At 41.6% G+C, this 13,940-nt stretch carries 11 protein-coding genes; 3 read left to right on the forward strand and 8 right to left on the reverse strand.

Going from position 1 to position 13,940, the window contains the following annotated elements; all coding sequences use genetic code 11:
- Window positions 1–562 precede the first annotated feature (562 nt).
- From BM294_RS08005 to BM294_RS08035, 6 genes are all read right to left on the reverse strand, one after another.
- The gene (locus BM294_RS08005) at window positions 563–1,969 is read right to left on the reverse strand and encodes a hypothetical protein (protein ID WP_091206673.1); all 1,407 of its coding nucleotides are present in this window, start codon (window positions 1,967–1,969) and stop codon (window positions 563–565) included.
- A 393-nt stretch (window positions 1,970–2,362) separates the two neighbouring features.
- Window positions 2,363–2,884 (reverse strand): YgjV family protein, encoded by a 522-nt coding sequence (locus BM294_RS08010; protein WP_091206676.1) that lies wholly within the window; start codon window positions 2,882–2,884, stop codon window positions 2,363–2,365.
- 28 nt (window positions 2,885–2,912) lie between these two features.
- Window positions 2,913–4,025: a hypothetical protein gene (locus BM294_RS08015; RefSeq protein WP_091206679.1), complete on the reverse strand. Its 1,113-nt coding sequence runs from the start codon at window positions 4,023–4,025 to the stop codon at window positions 2,913–2,915.
- 165 nt (window positions 4,026–4,190) lie between these two features.
- The gene (locus BM294_RS08020; RefSeq protein WP_175494598.1) at window positions 4,191–4,535 is read right to left on the reverse strand and encodes a NifB/NifX family molybdenum-iron cluster-binding protein; all 345 of its coding nucleotides are present in this window, start codon (window positions 4,533–4,535) and stop codon (window positions 4,191–4,193) included.
- A 487-nt stretch (window positions 4,536–5,022) separates the two neighbouring features.
- The gene (locus BM294_RS08030) at window positions 5,023–6,426 is read right to left on the reverse strand and encodes an alanine/glycine:cation symporter family protein (RefSeq protein ID WP_091206686.1); all 1,404 of its coding nucleotides are present in this window, start codon (window positions 6,424–6,426) and stop codon (window positions 5,023–5,025) included.
- A gap of 602 nt (window positions 6,427–7,028) precedes the next feature.
- A complete protein-coding gene (locus BM294_RS08035) occupies window positions 7,029–7,913 on the reverse strand; it encodes a LysR family transcriptional regulator (RefSeq protein WP_091206689.1) in 885 nt (294 codons plus the stop codon).
- A gap of 455 nt (window positions 7,914–8,368) precedes the next feature.
- On the opposite strand from BM294_RS08035, the gene BM294_RS08040 reads away from it, so the two are divergent.
- The 3 genes from BM294_RS08040 to sdaAA all read left to right on the forward strand — a co-directional run bounded on the left by BM294_RS08040 (window position 8,369) and on the right by sdaAA (window position 11,256).
- The gene (locus BM294_RS08040) at window positions 8,369–9,589 is read left to right on the forward strand and encodes a dicarboxylate/amino acid:cation symporter (RefSeq protein WP_091206692.1); all 1,221 of its coding nucleotides are present in this window, start codon (window positions 8,369–8,371) and stop codon (window positions 9,587–9,589) included.
- Window positions 9,590–9,697: 108 nt separating this feature from the next.
- Complete coding sequence (sdaAB, locus tag BM294_RS08045; RefSeq protein ID WP_091206693.1) at window positions 9,698–10,366, forward strand: L-serine ammonia-lyase, iron-sulfur-dependent subunit beta; 669 nt, start codon at window positions 9,698–9,700, stop codon at window positions 10,364–10,366.
- Window positions 10,367–10,377: 11 nt separating this feature from the next.
- Complete coding sequence (gene sdaAA / locus BM294_RS08050; RefSeq protein WP_091206696.1) at window positions 10,378–11,256, forward strand: L-serine ammonia-lyase, iron-sulfur-dependent, subunit alpha; 879 nt, start codon at window positions 10,378–10,380, stop codon at window positions 11,254–11,256.
- A gap of 268 nt (window positions 11,257–11,524) precedes the next feature.
- On the opposite strand, the gene brnQ is transcribed toward sdaAA, so the two are convergent.
- Together brnQ and amrS are read right to left on the reverse strand one after the other, a co-directional pair.
- Window positions 11,525–12,880: a branched-chain amino acid transport system II carrier protein gene (gene brnQ, locus BM294_RS08055; protein WP_091206698.1), complete on the reverse strand. Its 1,356-nt coding sequence runs from the start codon at window positions 12,878–12,880 to the stop codon at window positions 11,525–11,527.
- Between the two features lie 191 nt (window positions 12,881–13,071).
- Window positions 13,072–13,932, reverse strand: a complete 861-nt coding sequence (gene amrS, locus BM294_RS08060) for an AmmeMemoRadiSam system radical SAM enzyme (RefSeq protein ID WP_091206701.1) — start codon at window positions 13,930–13,932, stop codon at window positions 13,072–13,074.
- Window positions 13,933–13,940 lie beyond the last annotated feature (8 nt).

Consider the following 13,940-nt stretch of genomic DNA (forward strand, 5'->3'; position numbering starts at 1 on the left):
GCAGGACGCCGATCATAGATCGGTGCATATCGTTCCGGAGTTTTCTGATGAAAACTCCTTCAACTCAAAACTAAAGCTTGGCTTTTCGTTCTGTCCGTTTCTTTACTGCGAATAAATTCGCTTGACCATATTTGGTCGTTTGCTTCCGAGTTCTTTTGAACTCTTCCGCTCTGAATTTTCTTTTTCAAAGAATCTTCAGGGTCTGTGTATTAATCGATCTTTGATTTTCAAGGTTCTAATCGCTTCGTTTAAAGCTATTTGTTTACCGCTCTCTCGAGCGCTCAGTTAATATAACAGTTATATCCGACGTTGTCAAACATTTTTTCAATTTTTTTGATATCTTTTTTCATAACTGAATTTTCAATGCAAATTCTCATGATAGATAAACATATAAATAACAGTATAACACCTATCCTTACTAATACCTGTCTATATCGTATACTAAAGTAAAGCTCTTCAGGGCAAATGCTTAATGTCTGCATCTGCCCGAAAAGCCTACAGATATTTTTTGTCACTATACGACCTGTGTAACTTCTAACGTTAAAATCCACCGCCTGTTTTTTCAAATCTTAAACTTCAGGCTCTTAAGAATTTTGTCTCCCATAGTACCATCACTAAGATCTATCCGTACGATACCGATAGAAAGTGCATGAGTATCATCAAGCTGTGCTATATATTCAGTCCATTCATATCCTATACTCTTATAAGTTCTTCCATGAAATACAACGCCGTCGAACTCACGATCATCAATATCCTTATAATTTTCAAAGTCCTTTTTATAGAAGTCGAAGCCTTCTACGTTATCCTTAAGTTTAAACTGTATAAATCCTGCGCCGAAAGCATCTGCATCTTCATTCTCAACCACTTTATCACGGCTTTCATCATACGACCATCCGGATTCAGGAATCTGCATACTGATATTTACACCGTCATTATCGTTTCCAAAAGGATGTATGTCCACAGCAAAGTCTTTCATCTTAGCATTTGCTGCCGCCGCTTTGTCATTATCGGATGCTTCAGCCTTAACTTCTTCCAGATACTTCGATTCTGCTTCTGATGACGAGAAACCACTTGAATTAAAACTACTTATCTTATAAACACCGGGTTCCTTTTCCGCATCCTTCTCATCAAAGTTGACATAGACAAAATGTGTTGAATCATCAGAAGATATCCACTTGTAATACCTCTTGTTACGCTTCATATGATCAGAGTACTCTTCTTTATCAAATTCTCCATCTACCCCAAAGTATTCTGCCAGCTCTTCATATGTAGTATTAAAAATATCCTTCGCAACCCTGTTCATCCATACATAGCCCTTCTGCAGCTGCTCTTCCGTAATGATTCCATCACCTGAAGGTGCATCTGTTTTTGTGCCGCTGTCAGAGTCAGCCTTATCTGTACTATCTTCATCGGTTTCTTTATCATCCGCATTACCTGCTTCTTTCTTTTCTTCTGACTTGTTTGCTCCTGATCCGGAATCAAAATCTCCATCTTCTTTGACCATGGTATAGTGCGCAGTACCCTGCATATCGAGATACAGTTTGTCATCTTTAATTTCATATGTGTACACAGATGTGCCATACACCGTTATTTCACCGGGTTTCCATGTTATGTCAAGCAGACTGTCAAACAGATTGAACTTGCCTGTTCCATCCGAATATAGTTCAATGTATGTATTACCCATTCCGGACTCTACAAGCATATCATGCGTGACGGAATGTCCTCCGGCTTCATATTCATAAATCACATACCGTCCCACATCCCCGCTTTCAACAGATGTTTCAGTTTCTTTGTTCCCTTCATCCGCTTTGCCTGTCATTTCTTCTGCTTTTCGTGTCGTTTCCTGAACTGTAGTTTCAGTCACTGTTGCGGAAGCTGTCTTATCTTCATTAGAGCCTCCACAGGATGTCATAATCATGATCAATCCTGCTGTAAGAGCAACAGATAGCAAATGCTTTCGTAACTTCATAAATGCTCCTCCTTGATCATCTTAACATTAGTGCAAAATATTCTTCTGCTTTATGCCAAATCCCTGTTACCATTAGGTATAGTATAGTATCTTGGGCGGAAATATTCTTCATAAATCATTCATATAACGAAATTTTCATTTTTTGTTAATGAAATATTGCTCTGTTTTTGTAAATGACACTGATAAAATCATTTTTACTTCAAGAAGTTAGCAGCAGTCATCGGCACAGCAAAAAACCGTCCTTCACTTCTATCCAAAAGTAAAGGACGGTTTTGTAGAATTAAATGAAAATGGGTATGAAATAAATTTAAGCCAATATCAGATACCGGTTCACTCAATAAACCAATGTACCTGACTCTTTGAAGTATCGCTCATAACTGCATAAAGTTCTATTTAACATTTGTTTTCCATGGCTTCTTCTTTTATGGCTCTCATCATACCGACAAAATTTGCACAAATAGTAAGAACATCAAATACTGCCGCAGCATAATTCATGAGCATAATATCATATGTAAGCCACATTAACTGGCATACGGTAAGGACAATCTTAAGATGGCTTTCTTTGGGAGTATCAAGCATAACTGTATAGAGCACTGCTGACACTATAGGTAACAGTTCCATCCATCTGAACCCGCCAACATACAGAAAAACTCCCGACACAAGGATCTGAACTACAACAAAAAAGTATTTCCAGAATGCAGTCATCTCACGCTTCAGGAAGAAAACATTTCTTGCCACACTTACTATATTCGCGACAAGGCCAGACATTCCGCCTAATACCGCATTGCCCACTCCCATGATAAGGAACTGGATATTCTGACCTATGAGTATGTATCTTCTCTTATGTACAAAACCGAGACATACCATAAGTATGGAGCCAATAAAGCCAAGGATATTACCAATTATCAGATTCATTTACATCACCTTTCACCAAACATGCCCATTAATATAAATGCATAACGGTGTCAGGCGCAACCCCTATTACGTGATTTTCTGTTTTGATCATAGACATAATGTTTTCGACCTGTTCTTTGGTTGTTACGCCGATACAGGAAACAGCGTACATATTGAAATTCTGATAATCATATACCATATTCAGATTATATTTACTCATGAATGCACTAAGTTCCCCCGGATCCATCTTCTCATCCACCGATATAATGATGACATTGGAAAATGAATCTGTTGCCGGACCTCCTGTTGGATATTTTTCAGCCGGAAGTGTCATGACAGGAACCTGTGTAGTGTTCTCCACCGGAGCTCCGGTTGTGGTTTCCTCTGCCCGTCCGGTATATGACACAGAAGTTTCCGGATTGTATTCCAATCTGCTTTCCATCTCTTCATCGATGTCAGGGTCATTTCCATCAATGTCTATGACTCCTTCTCCTGACAATTCATATTCCTGTTCTTCCGAAAGTTCTGATTCCTCCGTTAAATCCATAGATTCCTGTTCAGTTTCACCTTTGGTTTCGCTTTCCGTAACATCCTCAGAAATGGCAGGAAGAACACTCTCTATGCCTTTACGCATAATCTCCCATCTGTCTTTAAGCTGTTTGTTACCAACCAGTCTCTTCGCCGTATCAAGATCTCCGGAATCTTCAAGCATATTGGCAATAGAGTACAAGTCATAGAGTATTGTATCCGTGTAGTAATCGATCCCCGCCCAGGTCTCCAAAAAATCTTTTTGATCTCTTTCCTCCAGAGAATTATAGAATTCCAATGTAGCAGGGCTGACAATATTAAGTGTGAATTCGCCGGCATTGGCCAGTTCAAGAAAGTGTACAGCCTGATGCAGAGTCTTAAGTGAGGCTCCGGCGGTTCCCTGTATTCCCATGCATCTATCAAATCTTTCCATCAGTGCTTCTTTAAGAGAAGCCTCTCCTATCAGCTTTGGAATTTCTGTTTCAGCTTCAGACACTGCACTCGCCTTTTTTTCACGCACAGTCTCAGAATATTGCTTAGCTGCCTTTTTAGTTCCGGAAGTTTTGGAGTTACACGAACAAAGTACAGACATTATAAAAATAAGGACTATGGGCAATATGTATTTTTTATTCATACAAAATCTCCATTCACAAAAGCCGCTCAATACTGTACGCATAATGATAAGATCACTTATCATTCAATGTAACGGAACACTGTATAACTAAATAATCTCATGCCAGGTTCTCCACCGACATGAGATTATATATCACCGATCAAGTACTTTTACCACATGCATTATTCAATGAACTGTAACCGATTCCTGTTCAAGCATGCCTGCAAGATATTTGATTATAGCGTCATCTGCCTTGCCTTTGACTCCCGCATAAACTTCAATAGAAAGTCCTTCCTCCTCAATTTTATTAACCACTCCGGGACTCATGCCTTCCGAGATAATGACATTGACATCATTTTGAACCATGGCCTCCAGGTCTTTATCTGCCTTTTGTCCCATCACAGGGAGGTATCCGTAACTGACTATATGATTCTCATCATTAACCTCAAAAACCTTAAAACGCGGGCACTGTCCGAACTGCCAATAAATATTGTCATTTTCATTATTTACCGTAATTGCTATTTTTTTCATGTACATCCCCTCAAAAATAATAGTCCTGGCTTAGGGTCTAAGCCTTGCATCTATAGTGTTTTCAACTGTTTTCAGCAGCAGAACCGCAGTTTACGGGATAAATATATAAAATATCCAGACCTGAGCCAAAACTGCATCCAATGAAATCACTTATGACTATTATGTCGAACAATTTTACCAAAATATTAACACCAATTACGAAAGCAGCCGAATTTTGTCACGCACTTATCTCTGCTGCAATGGCCGTAAAGGCCTGTTTACTGCATTTTATCGGACCTGTACATAATAAAAAACCTGATGATCCGTTTCCGGACCACCAGGTAAAGCGCCAAATAAAGACACAATGTATAAATATGAGCCAAGGGACAAAAACCTATCTCACAGATCAAACTTGCTTGAGAGTGGAGACCAGGCTTTATGGACCGCCCAACATGACTTGAGGCACTCACGCCATCAATATATCATTGATTTCAAGGTTGAATCCTGCCTAAGCAGATTTCACCCCTTTAAAATGCTCCTTTGTGAGTTTTACCACCTTAGGGGATAAAACGAGTACCGCAATAAGGTTAGGTACTGCCATAAGACCATTGGCTGTATCCGCAATCTCCCAGACAAGGCTAAGCTGTACTGTTGCACCGACTACCACAAACATAACATATATAGCCTGATATACGATGATTGCTTTGGTACCGAAGATAAACTCCATACATCGAACACCGTAGAGGCTCCATGAAAGAAGTGTAGAAAAAGCAAAGAGCGTAATACATGAAGCTATAATGATAGATGCAACTCTACTGCCAAACGTTGTTGAAAAAGCCATGATAGTAAGGTCTGTACCTGCAGAATGACCATAGAACCCATCTGCACATCCTGAAATAAGAATAGCCACAGCCGTAAGAGTACAGATAACTATGGTATCCATGAATACCTCAAAAATACCGTACATAGCCTGATGTACAGGATGGTCTACATCTGCTGCCGCATGGGCTATAGGTGCTGTGCCGAGTCCGGCTTCATTTGAGAATATACCTCTTCCAAAACCTGCTCTTGCCGCCTGTTTGATGGTGACACCCATAAGACCACCACTTATAGCCGAAGGAGAAAATGCCCCCTTAAAAATCTGTGAGAATACCCCGCCCAATGCATTGACATGAGTAATGATAACCACAATGGAAGTAATGATATAAACCAGCGCCATGATAGGAACAAGCTTTTCAGTTACATTTCCGATACGCTGCATACCGCCGAAAAGCACAAGAATAGTGAGCATAGCTCCTATGATTCCTATGATCAGATAAATCCTCTGCATGTCAGAACCCGAGATTTCAGGATTGAAAGAACTGAAAACCGATCCTATAGATGTGGCGATAGTGTTAATCTGTGTCATGTTTCCTGTTCCAAGGGCTGCTACGCATCCAAAGATCGAGAAAATCACACCCAGCCATCTCCACTGACTTCCAAGGCCATTAACAATGTAATACATGGGACCGCCCACAAAATCACCTTTATCATTTACTTCACGATAATGTACCGCAAGAATGATCTCGGCATACTTTGTACACATACCAAAAAGAGCCGCAATCCACATCCAGAAAATAGCGCCCGGACCGCCAAGCGATATCGCTCCCGCAACTCCGGCAATATTGCCTGTGCCAACAGTTCCCGCCAGAGCTGTCGTAAGGGCCTGAATGGGCGTAAGGGCACCATCCTGGCTGGTTCTTTTTTCAAACAGTCTGCCAAGGGTATTCTTCATAATATACGGAAACTTCACAAATTGAATGAATCCGAGTCTCAAGGTAATGAAAATACCGGTTCCTATCAGAAGTACAAGCGTAGGTACTCCCCAGACAAAAGAATTAACAGTGCCAGATATTTGATAAAACAGTTCCACTTTTACACTCCTATAATTCGGGAACGTAATCCCATTATTTCGCTTTACGTATGACACTGAAACCGAAAATCTCAAAAGGTTTCCTGATAACCATTCAAATCAGCATAGCTATCGCTATGCAAAAGTTCAATCCGAAGCGAAAACCAAAAACTTTTTTGAATTATCCCAGCGCGTCACAGCACTTTAAAGCATTAAAGGATAACTATAGCACATGTTTTATCCATTCGCCACCGTAATCATATAATGATGCAGTGGGCAAAAGTACCAAATCACGTGCTTGCACGTTGATTTGAGATTTTATGAACCGCCTGAATATGAATAACGAAGTCGTTTTGCATAGCATAAGGGCCCAAGTTTGAGTGTTCAGCAGCACATCTGCCTTCGATTTTTAAGCGAAGGAGCCACGCGGCTTTGAGCGTTTCAAAGGAATCTGTAAGGATTCCTGCTCATTGCACACGAATGTGTGCGTTGGCGCTAATCAGTGAGTGTCAAATACTTTTGACACTCACGTCATATAATGAATATTTGCATTGACACAAATCAATAACCGGTACACCAAACAAGGAAGGACTCTACGCAAGTCATATGTGTGGCGTGACATGTTATATCAGGGTAGCTTTGGCAATTCGGATAAACTCCAGCATTTCACTGGTAACCCATTTACTTTCCTGATAAATAACCTGATGGAACATGTCTATGTGAAAGTTTTTCACAGGAATCTCTTTCAGATATCCCTTTTCAAGGTGTTCTTTAATAGCGAAATATGGAAGGAATGAGCAGCCACCTGTTTCATGTATCATATTCGAGATGACTTCAGTACTTCCCACTTCCAGTACAGGTTCAATGGAAAGCTCATGAAATGCCAGGAACTGAGCCAAAGCAAACTGATAGTTATCTGCTGCCTCAGTAAGATAAAACGGTTCCTTTACAAGTTCATGCAAATTTATCTCTTGCTTTTTCAGGATGGGATTCTGCGGACCACAAACAAAAACACATGGTTCCTTTTTCTGAATAACACGTTTCCAGTGAACGTTATAGTAAAGAGCATCCAGGATATATATAATGTCTACTTCGTTCTTCTCCATCATTTCAGTAAGTTCCGAAGGTGAACCTCTGGTTATCTTAATGTGATATTCAGGGTGATGCTCACGCAAAAGCTTAAGTATCTCCGTAAGCGTAAACATACACAACGAATCCAATGTTCCGATGTGAAGTGTATGTGTTCTGGCTTCTTCGTTACCCAAAGCGCTTTTGAGGGAATTTATCTGATTTGTGATATTTTCAACGTACTTGAGAAGCAACAGTCCATCAGGAGTTATCTTTACGTTTTTACTGAATCTGTCGAAAAGAATAGTTCCGAGTTCTGTCTCCAGAGCTTTTATCTGAACTGTAACTGTTGACTGGGAATACCCCAGTTCGTGGCCGGCTTTCGAAAAGCTCTCAAGTTCCGCAACCTTCTGAAAAGTGATAAGTTGTCGTATCTCCATGATTTCTCCTCAGTTCAATACATATTGAATCAGTGTTTTTTCTATACCGGAAACCCGGCAGTGATGCCCATAAGGGTATCGGCGTTTACTATGGAAAAACTGGTTATATCAGTGTTTCCATAGAGCCTCCGGCGTCAGGGCACGGATTTTCAATGGAAATTGATGCTTCGCATCGAAAATCCGGCCAGGGAAACGCATTATTCAGCGTTTCCCTATGCTTTTATATCGAAGTCCGATATATAACAGAACTGCCATTCTTAAATCCATGGCACTCCCGACAATATCAAAGAGGATTTTTGATATTATTGTTTTTAATAGGATAGTTTAAAATCATGAATTTTACAAATGTATTTTTTTTAGTTATCATACGCGTAACTGATAAGAAGAACTGTGCACATCTTCTTGTTGTTGAGTCATTTTAAACGGGTAAACCCGTGATGTTTTAAGGGGAATTTATGAAACAATTCAAATTAGGTCTAGTACCAAAGCTTATCATTGCCATCATCGTTGGTATTTTGATCGGCCAGTTCATGCCATTATGGTTCTGTAAAACAGTTGTTACTTTGTCAACAATTTTCAGCTCATTCCTTAAGTTCGTTATCCCTCTCATGATCCTTGCATACGTTACAATGGGTATCGCAGATCTCTCACAGGGCGCAGGAAAGCTGCTTATCATCACTGTTTTACTTGCTTACACAAGTACACTTTTTGCAGGAAGTATGTCTTTCTTCGTTTCAAGCACACTCTTCCCACACTTCATGTCTCCGGACGCACTTGAAAAGATTCAGTCAACAGCTGATGTAAGTGTAGGAACATATTTCAGCATCTCACTTCCTGCTGTAATCGACACACTTTCAGCAGTAGTGCTTGCATTCATCCTTGGCCTTTGCCTTTCAAACCTTCGCGGCAAGACAGTAGGCACTTCACTTTACAATGGAATGAAGGACTTTTCAGCAATCATCGATGCAGTACTTCACACAGCCATCATTCCTCTTCTTCCACTTTATATCTGCGGTACATTTGTTGACCTTACATACTCAGGTAAGACATTTACAATCCTCGGAATCCTTTGGAAGGTATTCATCATCGTTATCGCAATGCACCTCGTTTACCTCGTTATCGAGTTTGCCATCGCAGGAAGCATTGCCCACAAGAATCCTATGAAGCTTATGCAGAACCAGATCTCAGGTTACACAACTGCTATCGGAACACAGTCATCAGCAGCTACAATCCCTGTAAATCTTGAGTGTGCAAAGGCAGACGGTATCTGCTCACAGATCAGAAACTTCGTAGTACCTCTTTGTGCAAACATTCACATGTGCGGTTCTATGATCACTATAACAGCCTGTGCAACAGCAGTTTGTCTCATGAATGATCTTCCAATCAGCATCATGACAGTCATTCCTTTCATCATGACTCTCGGTGTTGCAATGGTTGCTTCTCCAGGAGCTCCGGGCGGATCTATCATGACTGCCCTTCCATTCCTTTACATGGTATTCGGTACAACAGCAGGTGATCCTAACGGTCCTATCTGCGCACTCATGGTTGCCCTCTACATCACACAGGATTCTTTCGGAACTGCTTGTAATGTATCAGGCGATAACGCCATCGGCGTAGTTGTAGACCAGATCTACAGAAAAGTCATCATGAAGGGTCAGGTTGTTGCTGACGACTGATCATAAGAATATTCAGTATCAGGTAGTGTGAGCACTGTTTAATACTGCTCACACAATCTTTACGGGGTAGCCTTCATTAAAGACTATTCCTAAGAAAGGTTTTTTCAAATGAATGTATTCAATATAATAGGACCGGTTATGATCGGACCATCCAGTTCTCACACCGCAGGCGCCTGCCGTATCGGTGCTATAGTGAACAAAATCGCTGACAATGACAAGCTTACAGAAGTCAAAATACAGCTTTCAGGTTCATTTGCCCGCACCTACAGAGGACATGGTACCGATAGAGCACTTTTAGCCGGCATCATGGGCTACAAGAGCTGGTCGGAAGAAATAAGAAATGCAATGGAGATAGCGACCGAGCGCGGTCTTAAATATGAATTCATCGCAGAAGATATACCGGGTGCACATCCGAATACCGCACGCATCTATTATACCTGCGAAAGCGGCAAAACAGGTTTCGTTGAAGGTGCCAGCATCGGAGGCGGAAATATCAGAGTAGACAACATTGACGGAATGGCAGTGAATTTCAGCGGTGAAAGCAATACTCTCTTCGTCCTTCACAAGGATAAGCCGGGTGTTATTGCAAATGTAACCAATCTCATGTACTGGAGATACGGAAACCTCAATATCAGCGGTTTCCATCTTTCAAGAAAAGAACGTGGCGGAGATGCTCTTATGACACTGGAGCTTGATGATCTTCCACCTGAGGAGCTGATCACAGATCTTAAAAAAATGGATAATATCGATAATGCATTACTTATCCATGCTATCTAAGGAGAAAATAAATGCTTTCATATAATTCAATTAAAGAACTTGTTGATGCAGCTAAGGCTGAGGGCTGTCGCATCAGTGAAATATGCCTGAAGGATCAGGCAAAGAAAATGGGCTCCACCGAGGAACAGGTTTTCAAAAGCATGGAACAGTGTTTTGACATCATGTGTGAGTCAGCAGAATGGGGCGAGCAGAAAGGACGCAAGTCTACTTCCGGTCTCACAGGTGATGAGGGTTATCTCATGAGCCAGTATGCAAAGAACGGCGGCGGTCTCATGGGTCAGCCGATGGCCCGTGCCGTATCACGTGCCCTTGCGGTTTCAAACTGCAATGCAGCCATGGGTAAGATCGTAGCAACACCTACAGCCGGAAGCTGCGGAATCCTTCCCGGATGTCTCATCACAGCTTACGAAGACAGACACCTTGACAAGAAAGACGTTGTAATGTCCATCTTTACAGCAGCTGCCTTCGGTATGGTAGTCGCAGAAAAGGCTTCTATCGCCGGTGCACAGGGCGGCTGTCAGGCAGAGTGCGGCAGTGCTTCCGGAATGGCGGCGGCAGCTCTTGTCGAGCTCATGGGCGGTACACCCGAGATGTGCGCAGATGCTCTTGCCATCGCCATCGCCAATCAGGAAGGTCTTGTTTGCGATCCTGTTGCAGGTCTTGTCGAGATCCCTTGTATAAAGCGTAACGGGTCAGGCGTAGTTATCGCCTTCTCTTCTGCTGACATGGCTCTCGCCGGTATCGAAGCAAAGATTCCCGCAGATGAGTGTATCGATGCTATGCGCGAGGTTGGAGATGCAATGTCAAGAGATCTGAAGGAAACAGCCACAGGCGGTCTTGCAGCTACTCCTACAGGCAAGAGATACCGCGAGATGGTATTCGGCGCTTAAATAAGTTATCCATTTTATCCTAAAATATAAATAAAACCCCTGTGTTTCATAGACGTTGACTGAGCGTCTTTGAAATACAGGGGTTTTCCATATACAAACATCAGAAATGTATGAGCAGTACTCTTCCACGGGAGTCCAGGTACATCGAATGTGTTTTTGGCATAGGATGAAATTGGTCAAGCAAAGAAATCATATCACTATCCTATTATTATATTCCAAACACTTAATATACGTTGTCCGGATATTATCGATATAATTCTATAAGATGTTATGAAGCTTTTGTTTTCTTGGATGTATTGTATACCAAAGCTATCAAAAGACCTACAGCTGTAGGCACAACCCATCCGAATCCAAGCGAAAACAGTGGAAGATGTGCATCTAAGAATCCAATGATAGCGTTTGCGCCGATGGCATTGATCCAATCCGCAGGAAGTGCTTTGATAAAATCAAAAACCGAGCTTATCACTGCCATGGTCATAACAGAAACCACTACCGTATGGTCATGCTTAAAAAATCCGCCAAATACCGAAAGCAATGTCAGTGTGATGGCAATAGGGTACAGCATCATCAGTACCGGAACAGAAATCTTTATGATGGATGAAAGTCCTGCATTTGAAACGATATATGTAACTGTACTGAATAAGATGGCCCACTTGTTATAGGATAAAACGCCGGGGAATATACCCGAAAATGTTTCGGCACAACTCGTCATAAGGCCGACTGCTGTTTTCAGGCAGGCGAAGAAAACAATGACAGTAAGCATCACTGAACCGAATCCCGGGAAATAATGTGCTGAAATGTCCGAAAGCACTGCACCGCCATTATCACTGAGAGATGCATAAGCTCTGCTCTCCGCTCCTGCGAGAGAGACAAGAAAATATATCACTCCCATAAATCCGCAGCTGAAGAAACCTGCTTTGATAGTATTCCCGGCAATGTGATTCGGATCACTGATACCCTGTTTTTTCACAACATCAACCACGATGATTCCAAAAGCAAGACCTGCGAGGATGTCCATGGTATTGTAGCCATCAAGTATGCCCTGAACAAATGGTGATCCGGCATACACTCCTTCAGCTTCAAACACATGAATGGATGCTTCCGGCTGAAACAGTGCTATAGCGAGAAGAAGTCCCAATACAGTTATGAACACAGGATTCAATATCTTACCTATCCATGTAAGTATATTTCCGGGACGAAGTGAAAACCAAAGCATCAGCCCGTAAACAAGTGTAGTGAAAATAAAGAGAATAAGCTTCGGATTCATCCCATCAGGTATCATGGGCTTGATGCCTATCTCAAAAGGTACTGTAAGACATCTCGGTGCTGCAAAAAACGGACCTATGGCAAGATATAATGCCACCGTGAAAATGTATCCGAAACGTTTACCAACCTTTTGGCTCAGATCCAGCAGTCCGTTACTTCCGGTAAGTGCAAGTGAAATGACTGCAAGAAGCGGCATTCCCACTGCTGTGACGAGAAAGCCAAGAAGCGAAGAATAGACATTGGCACCTGACATCTGCCCCATATAGGCCGGAAAAATCAGGTTGCCTGCTCCGAAAAAAAGTCCAAACAGCATGCTTGTAATAGTGATAAGCTCGCCAAATGTAAGCTTTGATTTCATAAATAGTCTTACTCCTTACCCGGGAATCTGTACTCATGAGTATGTATCAGAGCATAGTGAAGATATCCCGTTTCCATTATGTTATATGCATAAATTACAGGAATTATAACAAAAACAAAGCATCCAATACAATCTCGTATAAATACCGGAGAAGAAATAATATTTAGAATACCGTTTATAAATATTTATATTTAGCAGTTTCCCGTATATACATACTTCAGATTCTGCTCAGCGACAGTTTTCAAGCGATAAACATTGTCCACCGCCGTGGCATCTCTGTCGGTCATATGGAACTTGGGAAAAAACCTGGATAAATGAAGAGGAACACTTCGACCGACCGGATTTCCTTCCCCATCGGTAAGCCCACTTATCCATCGGCTGAGTTCAAATATCTCTTCGTCGGTATCATTCTCACCGGGTATGATAAGTGTCGTTATCTCCACATGGCAATGCTTCACCGCTTCTCTGATGAAATCCATAACCATCTGTCGGTTTCCTTTTAATAAATTCTCATAATAATGATCCGTAAAGCCTTTTAGGTCGATGTTCATAGCATCTACATACAGAAAAAGTTCATTTACTGCAGAAACATCTGCCATTCCATTTGTAACAAGAACTGTTTTGAGATTTTCTTTTTTTAGAAGTACTGCTGTATCCAAAACATACTCGTAGAAAATAAGGGGCTCGTTATAGGTAAATGCTACACCGATGTTGCCATAGGTTTTTTCTGCTACAGCTATACGACAAAGTTCCTCAGGTGAAATATATTGAGCCTGTGAAGAACACTGTTCTGCTTCTTCAGACCATGAGATTCGATAATTCTGACAGAAAGGGCATCTCAGGTTACAGCCATAGCTCCCGACAGATACTATCATGCTTCCCGGGTAAAAACGTCTGAGCGGCTTCTTCTCTATGGGATCAAGAGCTATAGACGTTATCTTCCCGTAATTTCCCGGAACAATAATGCCATCCCTGCAGGTTCTCACTCCGCAAAAACCATACATTCCCTCTTCTATGTGACAATGTCTGAAACATACGTTACATTCTGCCATAGCTTATC

This window comes from Oribacterium sp. WCC10, assembly GCF_900113415.1.
In the GTDB taxonomy this organism is placed as follows: Bacteria; Bacillota; Clostridia; order Lachnospirales; family Lachnospiraceae; genus Oribacterium.

Coding starts and splice junctions, on each gene's coding strand:
- BM294_RS08005 (WP_091206673.1), bottom strand. CDS start 1,969: ATGAAGTTACGAAAGCATTTGCTATCTGTTGCTCTTACAGCAGGATTG.
- BM294_RS08010 (WP_091206676.1), bottom strand. CDS start 2,884: ATGAATCTGATAATTGGTAATATCCTTGGCTTTATTGGCTCCATACTT.
- BM294_RS08015 (WP_091206679.1), bottom strand. CDS start 4,025: ATGAATAAAAAATACATATTGCCCATAGTCCTTATTTTTATAATGTCT.
- BM294_RS08020 (WP_175494598.1), bottom strand. CDS start 4,535: ATGAAAAAAATAGCAATTACGGTAAATAATGAAAATGACAATATTTAT.
- BM294_RS08035 (WP_091206689.1), bottom strand. CDS start 7,913: ATGGAGATACGACAACTTATCACTTTTCAGAAGGTTGCGGAACTTGAG.
- BM294_RS08040 (WP_091206692.1), top strand. CDS start 8,369: ATGAAACAATTCAAATTAGGTCTAGTACCAAAGCTTATCATTGCCATC.
- sdaAB (WP_091206693.1), top strand. CDS start 9,698: ATGAATGTATTCAATATAATAGGACCGGTTATGATCGGACCATCCAGT.
- sdaAA (WP_091206696.1), top strand. CDS start 10,378: ATGCTTTCATATAATTCAATTAAAGAACTTGTTGATGCAGCTAAGGCT.
- brnQ (WP_091206698.1), bottom strand. CDS start 12,880: ATGAAATCAAAGCTTACATTTGGCGAGCTTATCACTATTACAAGCATG.
- amrS (WP_091206701.1), bottom strand. CDS start 13,932: ATGGCAGAATGTAACGTATGTTTCAGACATTGTCACATAGAAGAGGGA.